The sequence below is a fragment of the Pseudoalteromonas sp. SIMBA_162 genome, from assembly GCF_046535955.1.
Lineage (GTDB): Bacteria > Pseudomonadota > Gammaproteobacteria > Enterobacterales > Alteromonadaceae > Pseudoalteromonas > Pseudoalteromonas marina.
In genome coordinates this window covers 22,717-42,919 of record NZ_JAWJBQ010000028.1, presented here as the reverse complement: position 1 = coordinate 42,919, position 20,203 = coordinate 22,717, and the positions used below count along the sequence as shown (strand labels likewise).

At 40.5% G+C, this 20,203-nt stretch carries 21 protein-coding genes; 14 read left to right on the top strand and 7 right to left on the bottom strand.

Translation table 11 applies throughout. The features are described from left to right. Window positions 1–580: 580 nt before the first annotated feature. The 4 genes from R0J88_RS16760 to R0J88_RS16745 all read left to right on the top strand — a co-directional run bounded on the left by R0J88_RS16760 (window position 581) and on the right by R0J88_RS16745 (window position 6,826). Window positions 581–1,756, top strand: coding sequence for an exo-beta-N-acetylmuramidase NamZ domain-containing protein (locus tag R0J88_RS16760; RefSeq protein ID WP_410900492.1), 1,176 nt, complete (start codon window positions 581–583; stop codon window positions 1,754–1,756). 9 nt (window positions 1,757–1,765) lie between these two features. Then, window positions 1,766–3,418: a penicillin binding protein PBP4B gene (gene pbp4b / locus R0J88_RS16755; RefSeq protein WP_410900491.1), complete on the top strand. Its 1,653-nt coding sequence runs from the start codon at window positions 1,766–1,768 to the stop codon at window positions 3,416–3,418. A gap of 177 nt (window positions 3,419–3,595) precedes the next feature. Continuing rightward, window positions 3,596–4,972 (top strand): Na+/H+ antiporter NhaC family protein, encoded by a 1,377-nt coding sequence (locus tag R0J88_RS16750; protein WP_006794362.1) that lies wholly within the window; start codon window positions 3,596–3,598, stop codon window positions 4,970–4,972. A 183-nt stretch (window positions 4,973–5,155) separates the two neighbouring features. Then, window positions 5,156–6,826, top strand: coding sequence for a P-loop NTPase fold protein (locus tag R0J88_RS16745; RefSeq protein ID WP_410900490.1), 1,671 nt, complete (start codon window positions 5,156–5,158; stop codon window positions 6,824–6,826). Between the two features lie 79 nt (window positions 6,827–6,905). Here the strand turns inward: R0J88_RS16745 and R0J88_RS16740 are convergent, their stop codons facing one another. Genes R0J88_RS16740 through R0J88_RS16730 form a run of 3 tightly spaced genes read right to left on the bottom strand, consistent with a single transcriptional unit; the run spans window position 6,906 to window position 8,744 of the window. After that, entirely contained in the window at window positions 6,906–7,517 is a 612-nt protein-coding gene (locus R0J88_RS16740) for a hypothetical protein (RefSeq protein ID WP_410900489.1), read from the bottom strand. Beyond that, complete coding sequence (locus R0J88_RS16735; protein WP_410900488.1) at window positions 7,504–8,094, bottom strand: RNA polymerase sigma factor; 591 nt, start codon at window positions 8,092–8,094, stop codon at window positions 7,504–7,506. The genes R0J88_RS16740 and R0J88_RS16735 overlap by 14 nt, the downstream gene beginning before the upstream one ends. Window positions 8,095–8,108: 14 nt before the next feature. Continuing rightward, a complete protein-coding gene (locus R0J88_RS16730) occupies window positions 8,109–8,744 on the bottom strand; it encodes an energy transducer TonB (RefSeq protein ID WP_410900487.1) in 636 nt (211 codons plus the stop codon). 146 nt (window positions 8,745–8,890) lie between these two features. Here R0J88_RS16730 and R0J88_RS16725 point away from each other — a divergent pair, with 146 nt between their 5' ends. From R0J88_RS16725 to R0J88_RS16715, 3 genes are all read left to right on the top strand, one after another. Continuing rightward, complete coding sequence (locus tag R0J88_RS16725) at window positions 8,891–9,397, top strand: DUF3087 domain-containing protein (RefSeq protein WP_008129031.1); 507 nt, start codon at window positions 8,891–8,893, stop codon at window positions 9,395–9,397. A gap of 21 nt (window positions 9,398–9,418) precedes the next feature. Continuing rightward, the gene (locus R0J88_RS16720; RefSeq protein ID WP_410900486.1) at window positions 9,419–9,868 is read left to right on the top strand and encodes a low molecular weight protein-tyrosine-phosphatase; all 450 of its coding nucleotides are present in this window, start codon (window positions 9,419–9,421) and stop codon (window positions 9,866–9,868) included. A 95-nt stretch (window positions 9,869–9,963) separates the two neighbouring features. Next, complete coding sequence (locus tag R0J88_RS16715; protein ID WP_008129036.1) at window positions 9,964–10,476, top strand: hypothetical protein; 513 nt, start codon at window positions 9,964–9,966, stop codon at window positions 10,474–10,476. Window positions 10,477–10,535: 59 nt separating this feature from the next. Here R0J88_RS16715 and R0J88_RS16710 read toward each other — a convergent pair whose 3' ends face one another. Further along, entirely contained in the window at window positions 10,536–11,648 is a 1,113-nt protein-coding gene (locus tag R0J88_RS16710) for an energy transducer TonB (protein WP_410900485.1), read from the bottom strand. Window positions 11,649–12,293: 645 nt separating this feature from the next. Here R0J88_RS16710 and R0J88_RS16705 point away from each other — a divergent pair. The 6 genes from R0J88_RS16705 to csrA all read left to right on the top strand — a co-directional run bounded on the left by R0J88_RS16705 (window position 12,294) and on the right by csrA (window position 18,362). Then, a complete protein-coding gene (locus R0J88_RS16705) occupies window positions 12,294–12,917 on the top strand; it encodes a GTP cyclohydrolase II (RefSeq protein WP_006794352.1) in 624 nt (207 codons plus the stop codon). 77 nt (window positions 12,918–12,994) lie between these two features. Next, window positions 12,995–13,783: a BPSS1780 family membrane protein gene (locus R0J88_RS16700; RefSeq protein WP_008129389.1), complete on the top strand. Its 789-nt coding sequence runs from the start codon at window positions 12,995–12,997 to the stop codon at window positions 13,781–13,783. Further along, window positions 13,783–14,235, top strand: a complete 453-nt coding sequence (locus R0J88_RS16695; RefSeq protein ID WP_006794350.1) for a regulatory protein RecX — start codon at window positions 13,783–13,785, stop codon at window positions 14,233–14,235. Before R0J88_RS16700 ends, R0J88_RS16695 begins: the two co-directional genes overlap by 1 nt. Window positions 14,236–14,254: 19 nt before the next feature. Continuing rightward, complete coding sequence (gene alaS / locus R0J88_RS16690) at window positions 14,255–16,855, top strand: alanine--tRNA ligase (RefSeq protein WP_410900484.1); 2,601 nt, start codon at window positions 14,255–14,257, stop codon at window positions 16,853–16,855. A gap of 6 nt (window positions 16,856–16,861) precedes the next feature. Continuing rightward, complete coding sequence (locus R0J88_RS16685) at window positions 16,862–18,079, top strand: aspartate kinase (RefSeq protein ID WP_410900483.1); 1,218 nt, start codon at window positions 16,862–16,864, stop codon at window positions 18,077–18,079. A 91-nt stretch (window positions 18,080–18,170) separates the two neighbouring features. Next, complete coding sequence (gene csrA, locus R0J88_RS16680; protein WP_004587515.1) at window positions 18,171–18,362, top strand: carbon storage regulator CsrA; 192 nt, start codon at window positions 18,171–18,173, stop codon at window positions 18,360–18,362. A 51-nt stretch (window positions 18,363–18,413) separates the two neighbouring features. Here the strand turns inward: csrA and R0J88_RS16675 are convergent, their stop codons facing one another. The 3 genes from R0J88_RS16675 to R0J88_RS16665 form a co-directional block, all read right to left on the bottom strand. Next, window positions 18,414–18,881: a YcxB family protein gene (locus R0J88_RS16675; RefSeq protein WP_006794347.1), complete on the bottom strand. Its 468-nt coding sequence runs from the start codon at window positions 18,879–18,881 to the stop codon at window positions 18,414–18,416. Window positions 18,882–19,011: 130 nt separating this feature from the next. Next, window positions 19,012–19,203, bottom strand: a complete 192-nt coding sequence (locus R0J88_RS16670) for a hypothetical protein (protein ID WP_410900482.1) — start codon at window positions 19,201–19,203, stop codon at window positions 19,012–19,014. Between the two features lie 51 nt (window positions 19,204–19,254). Continuing rightward, window positions 19,255–19,428 (bottom strand): DUF1328 family protein, encoded by a 174-nt coding sequence (locus R0J88_RS16665; protein ID WP_006794345.1) that lies wholly within the window; start codon window positions 19,426–19,428, stop codon window positions 19,255–19,257. A gap of 523 nt (window positions 19,429–19,951) precedes the next feature. On the opposite strand from R0J88_RS16665, the gene R0J88_RS16660 reads away from it, so the two are divergent. Beyond that, window positions 19,952–20,197, top strand: a complete 246-nt coding sequence (locus tag R0J88_RS16660; protein WP_058404828.1) for an OadG family protein — start codon at window positions 19,952–19,954, stop codon at window positions 20,195–20,197. The last annotated feature ends 6 nt before the right edge of the window (window positions 20,198–20,203 follow it).

Genomic DNA, 20,203 nt, shown 5'->3' with positions numbered 1-20,203 from the left:
GCGCATAGCTCAGCTGGATAGAGTACCTGGCTACGAACCAGGCGGTCGGAGGTTCGAATCCTCCTGCGCCCACCACTTTCATACATAAGCCGACGCTAAGTCGGTTTTTTTGTGCCTGAAATAAAGTGAATATGGCAAAGTAGCTAGCTACGAACCAGACGGTCAGAGGTTCACTCTTACAAGATACGTCCTGCGCCCACCACTTTCATACATAAGCCGACACTAAGTCGGTTTTTTTATGCCTGAAATTTGAGAAAGCTTTCAGATATCAGTTAAACCTAATGATACATACTGCCAAATCTTCCATTTAGTCACTTCTTTAAAAGCGCAGCGTCTCTAAACCTCTTTGTGAATAACGCTTTTAAACATAACTGCACAAAGAGAAATAAAAGAGGAGTAAATGAGTAGTTCAAAACCACTATGAGTGATTAAACGCTGAAGCTTAAATCGTCGTAGACGTAGAGCTTGCTCACGTGAGAAGCGTAGTTTCTAATTACTTATGTATCGACTCAAAAGCATTCGCTGCTCTTTAACTTAAGCTGTGGTATTTTAAACACCTTGTTTAAAAGGATCTTGCTGTATGTTTAAAACTGTATTTTTTATATTTTTGTTGAGTTTAAGTGCGCTTTTTACTATTACCACACACGCGAATGAAGCAAAGCATTCAGTAACCGTAGGGGCTGAACAGCCGGCAGTGTACTTACCGCAATTACAAAATAAACGTGTTGGGTTAGTGGTAAATCAAACCTCTTTAGTAGGGCAAGCACACTTGGTTGACAGCCTGCTTAGTAAAAATATAAACATAACCAAAATTTTTGCACCCGAGCATGGTTTTAGAGGCGATCATGACGCCGGTGCTCATGTTAAAAACGCCATAGATAGCAAAACCGGCATTCCACTAATTTCTATTTACGGCAAAAACAAAAAGCCAAGCGCTGAAGCTCTTAGCAATGTAGATGTTATTGTTTTTGATATTCAAGATGTGGGTGTACGTTTTTATACCTATATAAGCTCTATGCATTACATGATGGAGGCTGCGGCTGAGCAAGGTGTTGAATTTATAGTGCTTGATAGGCCAAACCCCAATATTGCCTATATTGACGGGCCAATTCTTGAGCACGAATTTAAATCGTTTGTAGGCATGCACCCAATCCCTGTATTGCATGGTATGACGGTAGGCGAGCTGGCTTACATGATCAAAGGCGAGGGCTGGATCAATAAAGCCACCGATCTAAAGCTCACCGTGATCCCCGTTGATCGTTACACACGCACAACCCGTTATAGCTTACCTGTAAAACCCAGTCCTAATTTACCAAACGATCAATCAATCGCGCTTTACCCATCGTTGTGCTTTTTTGAAGCAACTCCTGTGAGTATTGGCCGCGGCACCGATTTTGCGTTTCAGGTTATTGGTTATTCGCCGGTAAAATTAGGGGGTTTTAATTTTACACCGCGGGCTATTAAAGGCGCTGCTTTAAACCCTAAATTTAAAAATACAACGATACATGGCCTTGATTTAAGGCAAGTAAACGCCGCAGGGCTAAATTTAACGTACTTAATAAACGCCTACGCCACCCTTAATAAACATAACGTCGACTTTTTTGAACGCGCTGGTTTTATGGATAAATTGGCAGGTACTAATAAACTGCGTTTAGCTATAGAGGCAGGGCAGTCGGCTGCGCAAATAAAGCAAAGTTGGCAACGTGGCCTTACACAATTTAAAGCGCAACGAGCGCCTTATTTGTTATATGAGTAAGGCTTAACCATGTTATTTATTTTAAAAAATACTCGCTTAATAAAAAACGCATGGTTAGCCGCTTTGAGTTTAATTATTGTAGGCTGTGGTAGTACACATAACCCATTAAAATCGCAGCCAGTGCTGACTAAAAGTCAGCTAATAGAGCTGCCAAACGCACAAGTTGTAGCCAGCTTTCCTGAGCCAAATCCAAGTAGCCGGTTTTATGTAAATAACCGTGGCACATTTAAAGCGTATAAAGGGCGCGGCCAATTATTAATACAAAACCACAGCGCCGAAAGTGCCGATATTTACATAAACAATCAAAAACTTGCTACCAATACGTTAACCACTAATACGCTTTATAATTACAGCTTAGCGGCGCATACTCATAATGGAATAAACACATTTAAGGTAGAAAATATTTTACCTAAAGGCGCAAGCTTAACGCTGCGTTTTGCATTTCCTACATTAAATTTAACGCCTAACAAGCCAGTTGATTTTACTGACGTTGATGAACTGATTGAGCGTGATATTAAAGCGGGGTTTCCTGGTGCGGTGCTGGCGGTTGTTAAAAATGGCGAGCTAATAAAACTCACAGCTTATGGTGATGCAAAGCAGTACCAGCAAAACGAACTAATGCTACTGCGCCCAGAGCCTATGCAAACCAATACTCTATTCGACTTAGCCTCAAACACTAAAATATTTGCCACTAACTTTGCACTCATGAAACTAATAAACGAAGGGCAACTCAATATAAACAACCCCGTGCAAAGTTATTTAACAGAATATATCGGCGGTGGGCGAGAGCAACGTACAGTAAAAGAGTTACTTACTCACAGCGCAGGCTACCCACCCGTGTTTGATTTTCACCGAAAAGATACACAGCAAGGCGATGCATTTTATTCTCAAAATAGCCAAACCACTAAACAGCTTTTGCTCACCAAAGTGCCGCTTAATAACAAAAAACCAATGCAACATGTATATTCTGATATTGATTACATGATTTTAGGTGTATTGGTTGAGCGCATAACAGGGCAGCCACTAGACGAGTACTTAGAGCAGCACGTTTATACACCCCTTGCACTGAGTAACACGCTATTTAACCCACTTAAAAAAGGCTTTGAGCGCAGTCAATTTGCAGCCACCGAACTTAGCGGCAACACCCGCGATGGGCGTATAACTTTTGATAATATTCGAACACATGTGTTGCAAGGCCAAGTTCATGACGAACGCGCATTTTACTCGTTTGGCGGCGTTGCTGGGCATGCCGGGTTATTTAGTAACGCCCACGATTTAGCGGTGCTTTGCCAGCTATTATTAAATAATGGTGGCTACGGCGACCAACAATTATTTAGTGCAAGTGCCTTAGCGCAGTTTTTAACGCCGCAAAGCACTAACGAAACGTACGGCCTAGGTTTTAGGCTTGCGGGCAATAACCAAGCACGGCGTTGGCACTTTGGCCCTTATGCCAGCTCACAAGCGTATGGCCATACCGGTTGGACAGGCACCGTAACAGTAATCGATCCTGCTTACGACTTGGCCATTGTTTTGCTTACTAACGCGCGCCACACTGCAATTAAAGGCACACAAAAACGTTATGAATTTACAGGCAAACAATTCGAAACCGCACAATACGGATCTGTGGTATCGCTTGTTTACGAAGCGCTGTTAAATCAATAAATTATCGTATAGGTTAAAATGGGCTAATACAGTTACGCCCAATGGCTTATTTGCAGGTGACTTGGCAACATCAATCCATTAAGCTAGGCGGTTTACTCCATTAAGCCACTTTTTAAGTTTTGGGCTTAACATATAAGCGTTTAAGCGCGGGTTGTTAATAATTAAGGTTAACTTTTTATGCATTGGTATTCTATTTTACCGCCGCTAATTGCGATTGCTATCGTGTTTTGGCGCAAAGAAGTCATTATGGCGCTGCTAGTTGCTGTGGCGTCTTCTGAGTTTTTACTTGCCCTACAAGGGGAAGGAAATAGCGTATTTACAACATTTTTAAATACCATAGAGCGTATTATTTCGGTGGCAAGTTCGCCGGGTAACAGCCGCATACTCATATTTAGTATTTTAATAGGAGCCTTACTTGCCTACATTCGTGAATCTGGCGGTGTGGCGGCAACGGTTAATTTATTAATGAACAAAGGGGTTGCAAAAGGTAAGCGCCAAGTTGGCTTTTTAACTATGTTTACTGGCGTTGCGGTGTTTATAGAGTCAAACCTAAGCGTGCTTACGTCGGGTATTTTGTCGCGTGGCCTGTTCGACAAATTTAAAATGAGCCGTGCACGCCTTGCCTACATTATTGATAGTACCAGTGCCCCGGTGTGTATTTTAATACTGCTTAACGGCTGGGGGGCATTTGTACTGGGCTTATTAGGTAATTACGAATTGGGCGAATCCGCGGTATCGGTATTGTGGGGCAGCGTTGGATATAACTTTTACGCCATAATTACCTTGGTTATTGTTTTTTACACCATTGCGTTTGATAAAGTACATGGCCCAATGAAAGAGGCCGAACAAAAATTAGAGCTACAAACTAACGAGCTAAAAGAAGAAGTAAAAGGCTCTAAAGCGCGCTTTATGTTAGTGCCATTATTTACGCTAATTGCCAGCATGGTAGGCTTTATGTTTTACACTGGTAACGGTGTGTTGGCAGAAGGTAGCGGCTCTAAATCGGTATTATATGCAACTGTGCTCGCGATTGTGGTTGCTTACTTACTAATGATTAGTTCGCGCCAATTTACCCACCACCAATTGGTTGATACTGGCTTTAAAGGCATGGGTGAACTGCTGCCATTGGTGAGTATTGTTTTGCTTTCGCTTACGTTAGGTGCAAGCTTAAAAGAGCTAGGTACGGGTGTGTTTGTTGCGTCATTGGTAGGCGACTACTTACCTATTTACTTAATAGTGCCCGTGCTGTTTTTAACAGGGGCGGTTATGTCGTTTACTACGGGTACATCGTGGGGCACGTTTGCCATACTTATCCCCATTGGCGTACCGCTCATACAAGCACTGGGTCTACCACCTTCACTTGTGGTCGGCGCTATTTTGGGCGGTGGTATATTTGGCGATCACTGTTCGCCTATATCCGACACCAGCGCAGTGTCGGCACTTGCATCGGGGTGTGACTTACTCACTCACGTTAAAACGCAGCTACCGTATGCGTTATTTGGTGGCGCACTGACCTTTATTGCTTATTTGGTTATAAGCATTATTGTGCTGTAAAAACTCGGAATTGAAATATTTAAAAGCCTGCTTAATCGCAGGCTTTTTTGTTTAAGATTGATCACCATCGAGCACATCTAGGCGCTACACAGAGATAAATAATAATAGCTTTTTATTAATAGGTTACGTTCATTGAATGTTGTATGGCATTATGTGAAAAAGAATGATTTAAAGGGAAATTAAATGCACGACATTAAAGAATTTAATTGGAGTGAAGCAACTAAGCCACCATTAGAGGAATATTTTCCTGCAGATAAATTAGATAGAGCTCGCTACGCCACATTCTTATCAAGGCTATTGGCTCAAGAAGGTTATGACGAAAGTAGGCCTGATGAAGATAAAAAGAAAAACTACGTATTAAATTTAAACGCTGAATGGGGAGCAGGTAAAACCTACTTTCTTAAGCGTTGGTCACAAGAATTAATAGTAAATTATCCTGTAGTTTATATTGATGCATGGCAGCAAGACTATTCAGACGACCCATTTTTAACTGTAATTGCAGGTATCATCAAGCAGCTTCAACGTCAGGCTAAGTTTAATATAACTATTCCTAAGAGTGCAGTTTCTATGTTTAAGGCTGTTGCACCTGCTATTGCACAAGGCCTAACTAAAAAAATATCAGGCATAGATTTAGATGAGTTACACACATTACTATTCTCTGATGAAGAAATTGAAGATGATCAAAAGCAAAATTCTAACAAGTTAACTGGCAGCGACTTTTCGCCCGCAGTAAAGGCGCTTGCACAAAACTTAATTAAAGATCATGAAGCTAAAAACAAAAGCATTGAAGTAATAAAATCTAAGTTAGCTGATTGGGTCTGTAAGTTTGAAGAGCAGGAAGGTAAATCGTTACCCATATTTATTTTTATTGATGAATTAGACCGTTGTCGCCCAAGTTATGCAGTAGAAATGCTTGAGACAATTAAACATATTTTTGATGTAAAAGGTATCGTATTTGTTGTGGCTACGGATACCGAGCAGCTACAACATACAATAAAATCAATATACGGTGAAGGGTTTGACGCTAAGGTTTATTTAGGCCGTTTTTTTAATAGTCGTTACAGTTTAAAGCGTCCTGTTTTAAAAGACTTTTTATCAGTACATAGCGATACAACTAAATTTGAAACTGCGTATTTAGAAAGTAAAAATATTGAGCTGCTCCCTCGTACCAAAACGTCCGAAACCACTTTAGCTAATATCTCAGTTGTATTAGATGCCTTTCAGGTATCAGCAAGAGCAGCTATTCAAATTACTGAACGTATTACAGCCATTATTATTAATTTACCAAGTGGCAAAAAAGTAGATGTTCTTGTGCTCGCTATTTTGTTTTGTATCCATGAAAAAGACCACCCACTTTATGAGGAGATAATAAATGGTAGGTTCAAAAGAACAGAACGAGGTGATGAAAATAAGATCATAGATATTAGCCTAGCTGACTTCTTACAAAAGGATATATCAAAAGAGTATTTATCAGCCGAGATAATTTATTTTATTGAGCCACAGAGATATATAAGTACATTTTATAATGACAATTTTGGTTCAAAAGAAAATAGCTATTCCACGGGGAATTATCCTATTTCACTATCAAAATTTATTAAGAATATTTTTTTTCGTGCTTTTGTCTCAGAATTAAACCCTTATGATGTTTGGATTCCTGATAGCGATTACAGTTTAACTCAGTTGCAAAACGCAGAAAAGGCGTTAGCACAGCATAAAATAGAAATTTCTCCAGAAGTTACTTTATTATGGCTTGACTATATTTATATCGAAGATGAATACAACAAAATCATAAAAGAACACTACCGTGATTTTATAGAGCTTTCTTCACCATTAGATTACATGGGTGATAGTTAACTATCTCTGTGCAGCGCGAAGCGCCTCTGTGTTCTCGGTGGTAATTACTTATTTAAATTACCACCATGCTAAAAATAACCTAAGCCTTGCACTGCCTCACCCCAACTCCTGCATGCTTCAGGGCAATAATTTCCCCTTTGCCGTTATGTGCCATGGCCAGCATATCACCGGTATTTATATTATTTTCCACTGCGTGCCTTTCCTTTAAATCACTCAATAGCGACTGCTTAATTTGTACCAGTACCTCGTCATTACAGCTGGCTATGTACCAGTCGTTGTCGACCTTTACGAGCGTGCCGTATTCTATGTGGCGTTGCTGGTGGCGGCGTAAATCGTTTGCTAATTGGGTGTCGAGCGCGCGTTTTTGTTGCGTTATGGCGCTTGCGTAGCTGCCTGTTTGATCTATTTCATGCGTTGTTATAAACGAGTAGTCGTGAATGTCTATGGTGTTTAGTACGGTTTTAGGGGCGGTATTTATTACGTTGTTGCTGTTGAGCACTATAAAGGCCAGTAAGCCCAGAGCGCAGGTAAGGCTTGTGAGTTGCAGGGCAAAACCTAACTTTTTAGGTTGTTTTTGAGCTACGCTGTGTTTTAACGCCTGTTGTTGAGCATGCGAAAGGGTGGTACGTGCTTTACGCGCTTTAAAGTGGTTTGACAGCTTTTCATCAAACTGCTCATCAGGCTTGTTCATTATTGTCTCCTAATAATTGTTTTAGGTTTTGTTTGGCGTAGCGCAGTCTTGTTTTTATGGTTTGGGCGTTGCTTTGCGTTATAAGCTCTATGTCGGCAAGGCTAAAACCTTCTTGTTGTAAGGTGATGGCTTCGCGCTGCACAAAGCTCAGTTCCTTGAGCGCCGTGTTGAATGCTTCGTAGCTTATGTGTGTGTCACCTATGTGCGAGTCACTATTTGTTAATTCGCTTTGATTGCCACTTTGCAAAGGTTGTAGGCTGTTTTCGTCTAGCTCCACAAAATGTTGCTGTTTACGGTATTCGTCTATTAACGTGTTACGTGCGAGTTTAAATAACCACGCTTTAGGCGTGGTTTGCGCTTGGTAAAGGTGGCGCTTTTCAATTACTTTTAGCCACGTTTGCTGGCTTACGTCGTATGCTAAGTGAGTATTAGATTGCGTAACTAGGTAGTGGTATAAATCGTTACTGTAGAGGGCAATAAGCTGCTCTAAGTGACGGTTTTCTCCACTTTTTGCATAACGCGCCATGCAGTCTTTGCTGGGCGTTTCAAATAACCAGGTTTTAATACTCATTAGCATAGGCGTTTAGTCCGTTAAATAGAGTTATCTAATTTAAAATCAAGTTGAACCGTTTGATCTGTTTGTAATTGTGCCACACCTTCAATTACTTTTGGGCGGTATTTCCAACGTTTAATAGCGCGTAGTGCTTCGCGGTTAAAAATACGTTTTGGTTCGGCGTTTAAAACTACCGCGTCAATTACTTCGCCAGTGGGCGAAATATTAAAGCTAAGTTGTACCCAGCCTTCTATTCCATCACGCGCAGCGGTGGTTGGGTACTTTGGATTTATGCGCACAATGGGTGAGGCATCTCCCGTTGGGCGGTTAAGGGTATTGTTAATGCCGTCACCAAAGTCATCCATTATTAATGGCGGCGCCGTGTTGATTGCCATAATTGGGTCGGCACTCGGTGTTACCCGCGGTGGCGCTTTAGGCGGCGTTTTGGGTGTAGGTGGTTCTGGCATTTTATCTATGTGTCTTACTTTTGAATCTTCAGGCACTTTAAATATTTCAACCGTTATTTCTTTGCCAGGGTCTAGTGGTGCGCGTTGGTCGCCACTGATTAGGTATTGCATAAATGCAAAGGCGGCAAAGGTCATTGCTGCACCACCAATAACGGCGGTTGATGTTTTTATAAATGTTGGGTTATTTGGGGTTTCAAGTGTGTGCATAAGCCGCTCCTAGTTAACTCATTATGTGGTTTTCAGAGCTATAACGGGTGGCAAATCAAAAAGGGGTGAAATATTTTTATAAAAAATGCGGGGTTTAGTTACAATAGCGTTTCGCATTCTTTTACTTATTAACTTTTTAGGCTGTTATGCAACTCATTGAAATAAATAAAGCGCGTTATCGTAAGCATTTAAATCGTGTCATTGTGGGCTGTGCAGCCTCGCTTGCGGCGGGGAGCTTAGCTATATCGCAAACGCTGATTGCGTTGTTTCCGGATGAAAGCGGAAGCCATTTTCATTGGAACTTAACTGGTGTGGTTATTACAAGTTTAGCCATAGGGTGGTTGTTAAATAAATACCGCACTCATCCTTATATGACCGAAGTGGTTTATGTATGGGAGCTAAAACAGGCACTTAATAAAATAACCCGTAAAATGCCAAAGTTAAAAGCGGCTGGTCGCGAAGGTAACCCCGCTGCACTATTAGCCATTCATTACAGTTATGCGGGCTCGCGTTTATTGTGGCAGCTAGACGACAACCTTATAACAATGGAAGACCTAGCCATTAAGCAAGCTGAGTTAGATTCGGTTGCCGCGCAGTTTAATTTAACGCTAAATGCTGACGATTACGAAGAGAGCATATTAAAACAGTTTTAAAGCCTAATTTAAGGAGCCGCAATGAAAAAAGTACTGATTGTATGTTTAGGTAATATTTGCCGTTCACCTACTGCTGAGGCGGTTTTAAAAGCGCGTGCAAAAGCCTTGGGTGTAAAGGTGGTGGTCGATTCTGCAGGTACAATTGGCTATCACGAAGGAAAATCCCCCGATAGCCGTTCAATGGCGGCGGGTGAAAAGCGCGGCTATAGCTTTAAAGGAATACACTCGCGTAAAGTTCGCACTAGCGACTTTAACGAGTTTGATTTAATTTTAGCAGCCGACAAACAAAATTTAACTGATTTAAAAGAGCAGTGCCTAACGCATTTACACTATAAGTTAGCGTTGTTTTTAGAGTACGGGGAGCAAAGCACAAGTGCCATACCTGATCCCTATTACGGTGGTGACGACGGTTTTGAAAACGTACTTGATTTAATAGAAGCGGCCAGCGATAACATACTTGTTAAAATGTAAGCGCCTCTTATCAGTTTGTTACATTAACGAACATTTGTTTTATTGCCCTTTGTTCCTTAATTGAGTACGATTTATCCTTACTCAAAAGGAATATTATGAATACAAAAATATTACTACTGGTTTTATCACTTGGTTCGGGTTCTGCTTTTGCTAATGATGTGAGCTTTTCGATTGGGGGTGGCTACCCTTACTTGGTTGTACCTGAAGTGTCTTTATCGGCAGATAACAATTCTCAGCGCTGGTACGCAAACTATAAAATTGGCCTAGATGATGGCTTTTCAGTGGGTTTTGAACACGCAGTTAGTGATAACAATAAACACGCATTGGGTGTGTTAGTTGGGGCTATTGGCGCACGTGATACCGACCAACCATGTGAAAGCACAAACACTGACGACATTGCTAGCGAGCTAGGTAATATTTTTGGATGTGCGCTAGGGCAAATATTTGATGATGAAACCACAAATGGTATTGGGCTTACATACAGTTATAACTTTAACGGCTTAAATAATAGTGGTTTTAGACTGATACTTGATGCGGGCTATGGTAAAACAAGTGACAGTAACGAAAAAAGAGCCGATGGTGCTATTCGTATTAGTTACGAATTTTAGGGCGTCGTGAGTAAAAATAAAAAAGGCGCTAAATAGCGCCTTTTTTATTTGTAAAACCGCTAGCGGTTTATTTTAAAATCTATTTGCACCTGGGTGCTTGCTACTACGGGGCTTCCGTTTTCAAATTTGGGGGCATAACGCCATTTTTTAAGTGCCTCTAATGCTGACTTTTCAAATGCGTGGCCACCTTCTGAGCTTATTACTGATGAGTTTTTTACAAATCCGGCAGTGTCTACATCAAACTGAAGAACAACAATACCATCTGTATTTTGGCGTGCTTTATTTACTGGGTACTTAGGTGGTTGGCGGTATACCGGTGTTTGTTCTTGTGAGTCTTTCCATGGCACCATTTCGGCAATAGCTAAACAATGTTTAGTTGCTTGTTCGCTTTGACCTGTTTTTTCGTATAGGTTTACAAGTTTTGAGTGCGCGGTAAGTTCGGCGTTATGATCAAAGCTTAGGTTGCTATCAAATACCGAAACAACATGATTTAAACGCTCAATCGCTTTTTTATATTTTCTCTTACTTTGCGCAAACGAGGCGACTAAAAAGTCTGTTTTGATTCGCTCAACCGTGTTTTCGTCTAAATTTTCACGGTAGTATTCATCGGCTTCGTTCAATAACTTTTGCGCTACACGAAACTTTTTATGTGCAAACTTACTTGCTAACAACGACGCGGCTTCAAATTGCATATCGGCAACAAATTTTGGTTTATTTTGTGCTTTAGCAATATCGATTATACGTTCGAGATGATCTTCTGCCAAAGACGCTGATTTAGCATTTTCGGCTTTACCTAAAAGTGCGTCGAGCGTTTGTATTGCATTTTTACCGTGGTTATCAGCTAAAATTGTATACGCTTGCGAGTAAAGGCTGTAACGCTGTTGCCTTACGTTCTTTTTGCTGCTTGTTGTGCTTAGCGGTGTAATGGCTTTAGCATAATTAATAGCAAGGTTTGCTGTGTTGTCGCTTTTATTGCCGTAAAAAGTAAGGCCTGTAGCGTAAGCTCGTTTTGCTGCTTGCTCAATATCGTGTTTTGTTTCTACTGCGTTTAGGTAACTTTGATAGGCAGTTGAAAAAGCCGCTTTAGCGTTGTCAGTTTGGCTAGCAAGTGCATTATTTGTAAAGGCAGATAAGCTTAATCCAACAAACAGGGCAAGGTGTTGTGGCTTCATAATGATCCTTATTAATTGTGAACCTGAACTTTGAATAATAACTCTATGCTAAGTGGTAATTACAGCGCTAACTACATTGAATTTATTTGCAAAAGATATGTAATTTTACAAGTAGATTTAAATTTTATTCACTAAAAGCGTTGGTTAAAAAGCAGTAGACTTAAATGTCATTACTCTCGTGTTATTAAACGTTTTATTCAAAATTCAGATAAATTTAACTAAAAATAACTTACTACAGATGATAGTTATTGTCATTAAATAGGTACGAAAAGCCAATGTTATATGCTGATTTAATGTGTTTTTTACTTAACAGGAACGCTGGTTAAGAGACTTGCTAAAATATTGACTAGTAGTGGTGTTTTAGGTTTTTTTCTCTAGCCAGATGTTTTCAATGAAAACAAGGCGAGTTTACGCGTCAATAGCTGGCCTATTGCAAGTACATTCAACGCAGTTAGCGCTGAAAATAGCTGCTAGAGATAGGTTTATTATCTCGAGTTCGGGTTAATTAAGGTTAGTCATTGAAAACAGGCGCTGTCGTCGCCATATAATTGCGATAAACAATGTTGTACTACGATCTAATTTTACTCTTTTGTGATATTATCACTTTATTGTCGTGTCGTAGTTATTTAAATATTTGGATTTGTCGTGGCGCAAGTAAGAGCAAGAGTCCAACTTAATGTTGGCAAAAATAGTGATATCCCTGCAGAAATAGTGTCATTTACTGACCTAAAAGATGGCCAAGAACATATTGCTATGGTGTTTAACAACGCCGATACCGAGCAAGATGTACCGCTTATTCGTATGCATTCGGAGTGTTTAACTGGGGATGTTTTTCATTCGTCACGCTGTGATTGCGGCGAACAGTTAAACGAATGTATTGAAATGATGCACGAGCAAGGCGGTATTTTGCTTTACTTACGCCAAGAAGGCCGTGGTATTGGTTTATACAATAAAATTGATGCTTACGTATTGCAATCGCAAGGTATGAATACCTACGAGGCCAATAACCATTTAGGTTTTGCAGACGACTTACGCGACTTTTCGGATGCGGTATTAATGCTTAATGCGCTTAATTTAAAGCATGTTAAATTAATGACCAACAACCCTAAAAAGCTCAATGCCTTAAAAGACGCGGGTATTGAAGTTGATACGGTTATTGGTACACACGCACACATAAAAGCGGGTGTAGCAGGTAACAAAGCCTACTTAGAAACCAAAATAAAGCATGGCGCACATATGCTAGATATTAAAAAAATTAAAAAACCTTAATATTACTGGTCTGCCTCTGTGATCCCACCCAACGCCAAGTTATACTTGGCGTGTTTCGTTATAAATTAAGAGCAAGTATGTCTACACAATTACGAGTATTTAAAGCAGATGCCGGGCTAAAGTGGTTAAAAGCGGGATGGCTTATTTTTAAAACCCAGCCAATGACGTTTATTTTTATGCATTTATTTATTGGCATTGTGGGCTTACTGTCGTTGTTTTTACCTTTACTGCAGGTGGTTGCTGCACTGGCTACGCCTTTTTTAACTGCTGGCTTTTACCAAGCAGTGCTGACCAAACAGCAAGGCGGTAAAATAATGTTGGCTGACATTCTTAAGCCATTTTCAGCTAAAGGAAACCGTTTAGGCTTGGTACGTTTGGCGTTATACCAAATGGGTGCGGGTATTTTAATGGCGTTATTAGCAAACGGTTTATTTGCCGATGCCGTGGCAATTATGAGCCAGCCAGGGCTTGAACCTCAAGCTGCACTTGAGCAAACTATTGCGAGTATTTCGGGTGCGAGTGTTATTTTATTTTTTATGGCCATGCTTATTTATTTAACGGCCTTTGCCTATGCGGTACCGCTTGTTTATTTTAATAAAGAGCAACGTATTTTAACGGCGCTTAAGCAATCGCTTATGGTTTTTTATCATAATTTGTTTCCGTTGAGTGTTTTTGGCGTTATTTGCGTACTATTTATGGCGGTTTCTATGTTCTTATCGTTCTTACCACTGTTGATTTTAATGCCGATTTGCTACATTAGTTTTTTTGTTTCTTATCAGGCGATTTTTATGCCGATTGTCCCGCCAAGTGACGACAAAAATGTTAAGCCACTAAGCAGTGAAACAAGCGGACGCTTCGACGCTTAATGGATGATAAGTTAAAACAAAAATTAAAAAATTATGTACTTTGGTTACTCGGGCGCCAAGAATACTCGCGTCGTGAGTTAACCTTTAAATTACAGCAAAAAGAAGCCACAGATGAGTTTATCGAAAACTTGCTTGATTGGTGCGAAAAGCACAATTTTATAAACGAGCAACGTTACTGTGAAGGCTTTGTAAGAAAACACATTTTTAAATGCCATGGGCTTAAGCGAATTCAAAGCGAGGCCATGGGTAAAGGGATTGACCGTTCGCTACTCGAAAGAGTAGTTGAAGAGCTTGAAATAGACTGGTTTGAGCTTGCGCAGGATGCGTATAACAAAAAATATTCAAATACACCGGCAAACCTCGATTACAAAGACAAGGCTAAGCGCGTGCGCTACTTAATGTATCGAGGTTTTAGCTACGAACAAATCGATTTTGCAATGCAATCACAGTAAATACAGGTGAGATTTTCACATGCAGCACATGACTACCGCACAAATTAGGCAACAGTTTTTAGACTTTTTTGCCAGCAAGCAACACCAAGTTGTTCCTTCAAGCTCGCTTATTCCGGGTAACGATGCCACGTTATTGTTTAACAATGCCGGTATGGTGCAATTCAAAGATGTATTTTTAGGCGCAGAATCTCGCCCATATACACGTGCAACAAGCTCGCAGCGTTGTGTGCGTGCCGGTGGTAAACATAACGATTTAGAAAACGTGGGTTACACGGCACGCCACCACACATTTTTTGAAATGTTAGGTAACTTCAGTTTTGGTGACTACTTTAAGCAAGAAGCAATTAAGTTTGCGTGGGAGTTTTTAACTGAGGTTGTTAAATTACCTCAAGAAAAACTGCTTGTTACTATTTACCACGATGATGAAGAAGCGTTTGAGTACTGGTCAAAAGATATTGGCTTAAGTGAAGATCGCATTATTCGTATTGCTACCTCAGATAACTTTTGGTCTATGGGTGATACAGGCCCATGTGGTCCGTGTTCTGAAATATTTTACGATCACGGTGAGCATATTTGGGGTGGTCCTCCGGGCTCTCCAGAGGAAGACGGCGACCGTTTTATCGAAATTTGGAACCTCGTATTTATGCAGTACAATCGTCAAAGCGACGGTACTATGCTGCCATTACCTAAGCAATCTGTTGATACGGGCATGGGCCTTGAGCGTATTTCTGCTATTTTGCAGGGCGTGCATTCAAACTACGAAATCGATTTATTCCAAGGCTTAATTGCAGCGGCGGCGAGTGTCACTAACGCGCAAGATATGGACGATAAGTCGCTTCGCGTAGTAGCGGATCATATTCGCTCATGTGCGTTTTTAATCTCCGACGGTGTGATGCCATCTAACGAAGGCCGTGGTTACGTACTTCGTCGTATTATTCGCCGTGCGGTACGCCATGGTAATAAGCTTGGCGCACAAGGCGCGTTTTTCTTTAAATTAGTTGCTGCACTTATTGAGCAAATGGGTCAAGCGTACCCAGAGCTTGCTAAGCAACAAGAAATTATCGAAAAAGTACTGCGTATTGAAGAAGAGCAATTTGGTAAAACACTTGAGCGTGGCTTAGCTATTTTAGAAGAAAGCTTAAGCGACCTTAAGGGCGATGTGATCCCAGGCGATTTAGTATTTAAACTTTACGATACGTATGGTTTCCCTGCCGATTTAACCGCCGATGTTGCGCGTGAGCGCCAAATGACCATTGATCATAAAGGCTTTGAAGAATGCATGGCTGTACAGCGTAAAACTGCGCAGCAAGCTGGTAAATTTGGTGCCGATTATAACGAGCAGTTAAAATCAGATAAACACACTGACTTTAAAGGCTACGACAGCACGCATTACAGCGCGACAGTGGTTGAAGTGTTTGCCGGTGGTGAGGCCGTACAGTTATTAGAAGATGGCCAAGAAGGCATTGTAATACTAGATCGCACACCGTTTTACGCAGAATCTGGTGGCCAAACGGGTGATACCGGGACAATTACAGTGGCTGGTGGCGAGTTTAATGTGACTAACACTACTAAACTAGGTAATGCATTTGCGCACCACGGTACAGTACAAGGCCGTATTGGTGTTAACGATAAAGTGGATGCCACTATTGATGATGCTCGTCGTGAGAACATCAAGAAAAACCACACAGCTACACATATTTTACACGAAGCATTACGTCAGTTATTAGGTGAGCATGTAAGCCAAAAAGGCTCGTTAGTTCAAGCGGATCGTTTACGATTTGATTTCTCGCACTTTGAAGCCGTAACTAAAGACGAGCTTCGTGACATTGAACGTGTAGTTAACGACGAAATTCGCCGTAACTTTGCACTTAATACTGAGCTTATGGCTATTGATGATGCTAAAGCGAAAGGTGCTATGGCGCTGTTTGGCGAAAAGTACGACGACGAAGTACGCGTAGTCACCATTGGCGATTACTCAATTGAGCTTTGTGGTGGTACACACGTTGAACGCGCGGGCGATATTGGCTTATTCAAAATAGTATCTGAAAGTGGTATTGCTGCAGGTGTTCGCCGTATAGAAGCAGTAACTGGCGCAGATGCAGTTGCTTATGTAAGTGAGCAAGAGCAACAGCTTAGCGATGTAGCAGCGCTTGTGAAAGGCGATAGCGCATCGGTACTTGAAAAAGTATCAGCTTTACTTGAGAAGTCTAAAGGCCTTGAAAAGCAAATTACTCAGCTTAACGATAAGCTAGCGAGCGCAGCAGGTGCGTCGTTACTTGATTCGATTGTAGAAATTAATGGCGTTAAGCTATTGGTTGCAAATGTTGAAGGCACTGAGTCTAAAGCGCTTCGCGGTATGGTTGACGACCTTAAAAACAAGATTGGCTCAGGTGTTATTGCCCTAGGTGTTGCCAGTGGCGACAAAGTAAGCCTAATTGCCGGTGTGACTAAAGACTTAACTGGCAAAGTAAAAGCCGGTGAGCTTGTAAACCACATGGCTTCTCAAGTAGGCGGTAAAGGTGGCGGTCGCCCTGATATGGCGCAAGCGGGTGGTTCTGAGCCACAAAACCTTGCTGCTGCACTTGATAGCGTTACTGCTTGGTTAACTGAGCGTACTTAAGCCTAAGTGGCGTTAATTGTACAGAAGTATGGCGGCACGTCGGTTGGCTCAATAGAGCGAATAGAAGCGGTCGCCGACCTTGTTGTTAAAACTAGGCAACAAGGTCATCAAGTGGTTGTGGTGCTCTCGGCTATGTCGGGAGAAACCAACCGCTTAATTAATCTTGCCAAACAAATAGATTCCCGTCCTAGTAACCGCGAGCTCGACGTACTAATTAGTACCGGCGAGCAAGTATCGGTTTCGTTATTGGCTATGGCTATTATCAAACGCGGCCATTCAGCCGTTAGCCTATTAGCTGATCAAGTTAATATTCAAACCGATAATATGTTCGGTAAAGCCCGCATTAAAGACATTGCAGCTACACGTTTAAAGCATGAACTTGAGCATAACCGTATTGCTATTATTGCCGGATTTCAGGGGCGTGATGTTGAAGGCAATATAACAACCCTTGGCAGAGGCGGTACTGATACGTCGGCTGTAGAAATAGCTGCGGCTATAAAAGCTGATGAATGTCAGATCTATACTGATGTTGACGGCGTATATACTACAGATCCTCGGGTTGAACCTAACGCACGAAGAATGAGCCAAGTGACCTTTGCTGAAATGCTAGAGTTAGCAAGCTTAGGTGCTAAAGTATTGCATATTCGTTCTGTTGAGGCGGCAGGTAAACACAATGTTCCATTAAGGGTGCTTTCGAGCTTTAACCCCGATGAAGGAACATTGATTACGTTTGAGGAAGACGATATGCCAAGTAAAGTTGTTTCGGGTATTGCATTTAATGCTGATGAGTGCTTAATTAAGGTACAGGGTGTGCAAAGCGGCACTCAAAATCTTGTAAAAATATTGAAACTTTTTGCTGATAACGGCATCGAAATAGATATGATTAATCAAGTTAATCATATCTTTGAAAAAATAGACTATGCTTTTACTGTGCACTCGAACGACTACCCGCAAGCACTTGAGTTACTAACCGAGCAAAAGGTGTCTTTAGGTGCTGAAAATATAATCGGGCTAACAACCATTGCAAAAGTATCTGCTGTTGGTATGGGAATGAAATCGCACTGGGGTGTTGCTAGTTTATTTTTTGACGCCTTAGCAAATGAAAATATTAATGTTGTTTTAGTGTCTACATCAGAGATTAAAGTTTCAGTTTTAATAGATGAAAAGTACCTCGAACTGGCTGTTCGTGCATTACACAAAGTATTTTTAACGGAAAGTAGATAGATAGTGAGTTTTTACTTACTTTTTAGTCTATTTTTCATTAATATGGATAAGCGGAATCTTATAATTTTTATTGGAACATGGGAGCAAGAGAATGCTAATACTAACTCGTAGAGTAGGTGAAACCCTTATGATCGGTGACGAAGTAACAGTGACCGTTTTAGGAGTTAAAGGAAATCAAGTTCGAATTGGTGTAAATGCACCAAAAGACGTTTCAGTGCATCGTGAAGAGATTTACATGCGTATACAAGCTGAAAAGTCTAACCCTAATCCGGGCAATGCTTAATCAACACGTATACTTAACTAAATAATTTATTTAGCTAAGCCAAAAAGCCACTCATTGAGTGGCTTTTTTGTTTATAAAGTCGAGCATTTCATCTGTGAGTATTTGCTTAGAGATATATTGCATGTTGTTTTTATTTTTTATCAATAAGCCCTGTGGTGTTTCGATTACGTCAGTGATGTCTTGCCAAGCGAGCTGGTAGCTTTTGTAATGGTTTGCCGATTTAATGCCTTCATCATCAAAAGTGAGTGTAACCTCTGAGCCTGATGCTCTGCTAAACATTTGTCTGGTTACCCACCATGGCCTGCGATAATAAAAAGCAACGCATTCGAGTACAGCAACCATGATCAAAAATGTTCCTAAATAATGATCAGCTAAACCGTAAATGCTAAATAAACCAAGCGAAACTAATAGTACCAGTAAAAAATACTTAGGCTGCGCGCGTTTACTGTAAGGAAGTGACTCGTCAAAGCATTCATAAAAGTAGGGTTTATCAAGTGTGTAGGTTGTTGAAAATGACATAGTGCCTTGCTTTAAAAATCGTTTTATATATTTTAGCAAGTTCGCTTATAAATGAGCAGCTTTATAATGCGTGCATTTATTTCGGGCACAAAAAAACGGCCAAGTGGCCGTTTTTTTAATATACTAACTATTAACAGTTAGTTTCTTCAGCGTTTACGCCTTCTTTTACTTCTTCACACGTATCTTCAACAGAGTTTTGTACATCTGTTACTACTTCATCAATACGTTCACCGGCTTCTTCTGCGTTGTTATCTTGGCAACCCATGATGAAAAAACTTGCGAAAAGACCAATTAGTGCTGTTTTTAAAGTTGTAGAGTTCATAATGTAATTCCTTGTAAATAAATAAAATTGTAGTGTTAGTTGAGTATATGCCTACCTGGGCGATTTACCACGCAGCGCACCTGAAACTAACGAAATAACTAAAAGTACTATAAAAATAAAGAATATAATTTTTGCTATACCAGCTGCGGCACCCGCGATGCCACCAAAACCTAACACTGCAGCGATTAAAGCAATAACTAAAAATGTGATTGTCCAGCGTAACATTGTTTTCTCCTTGGTTATCAAATTTGTACACAATAGTTAATGCTAGTTGCGTGCCATGATATATTTTTGTTTAATATCAGTTGTTTATGTTTTTTCTCTGTGTTTTTGAGTTTGCTTGATTGGTAACTTTTACGTTGGGTTGTGTAACTTATTCACACACAAGTGTAGGTTGCAATTAAAGGGTGCTTAAAAAAGCCCTTCTTGGTAAGACCAATTAACAAGTTTGTTTTTTTCTACATATTATGAGTGATTTTAGGTTCAGTAAAGTACGGGGAATTCGGCTTTGTTAGAAATTCAGCCATAGCTTAAAAATATAGTGAGTATTTTTTGTGTGTATTATGGGGTGTTGATGAGTAAGGGTTTTTACTGTGGTTAATAAATTTGGTTATATGTTATTTTTATTTTAATTGGTTTTACCAATTTACAATGGCTAGACAAAGATATTTGTTTTGTTATTATCTAGTGAATAAATATTTAACTAAATCGACTTTTTATTTTCGATATGGGTTTCAAGGGGAGAAAAATGGATATAGGTGCTGTACTTACAACCGCTGGTAGCTTAATGCTAACAGGTATGGTTGGAGTGTTTGTCTTTCTTTCGATATTAATTGGCGCAGTTACAATAATGTCTAACTTAGTGGCGCGTTTTAGCCCTGCTGAAGTTGCGACTCCAGTTAAGTCACCATCGTTTAAATCTCAAGGTGTGCCAAATGAGCACATCGCTGCTATTAGTGCTGCCATTGCTCAGTACAAATCAAATAACAAATAAGGGGCA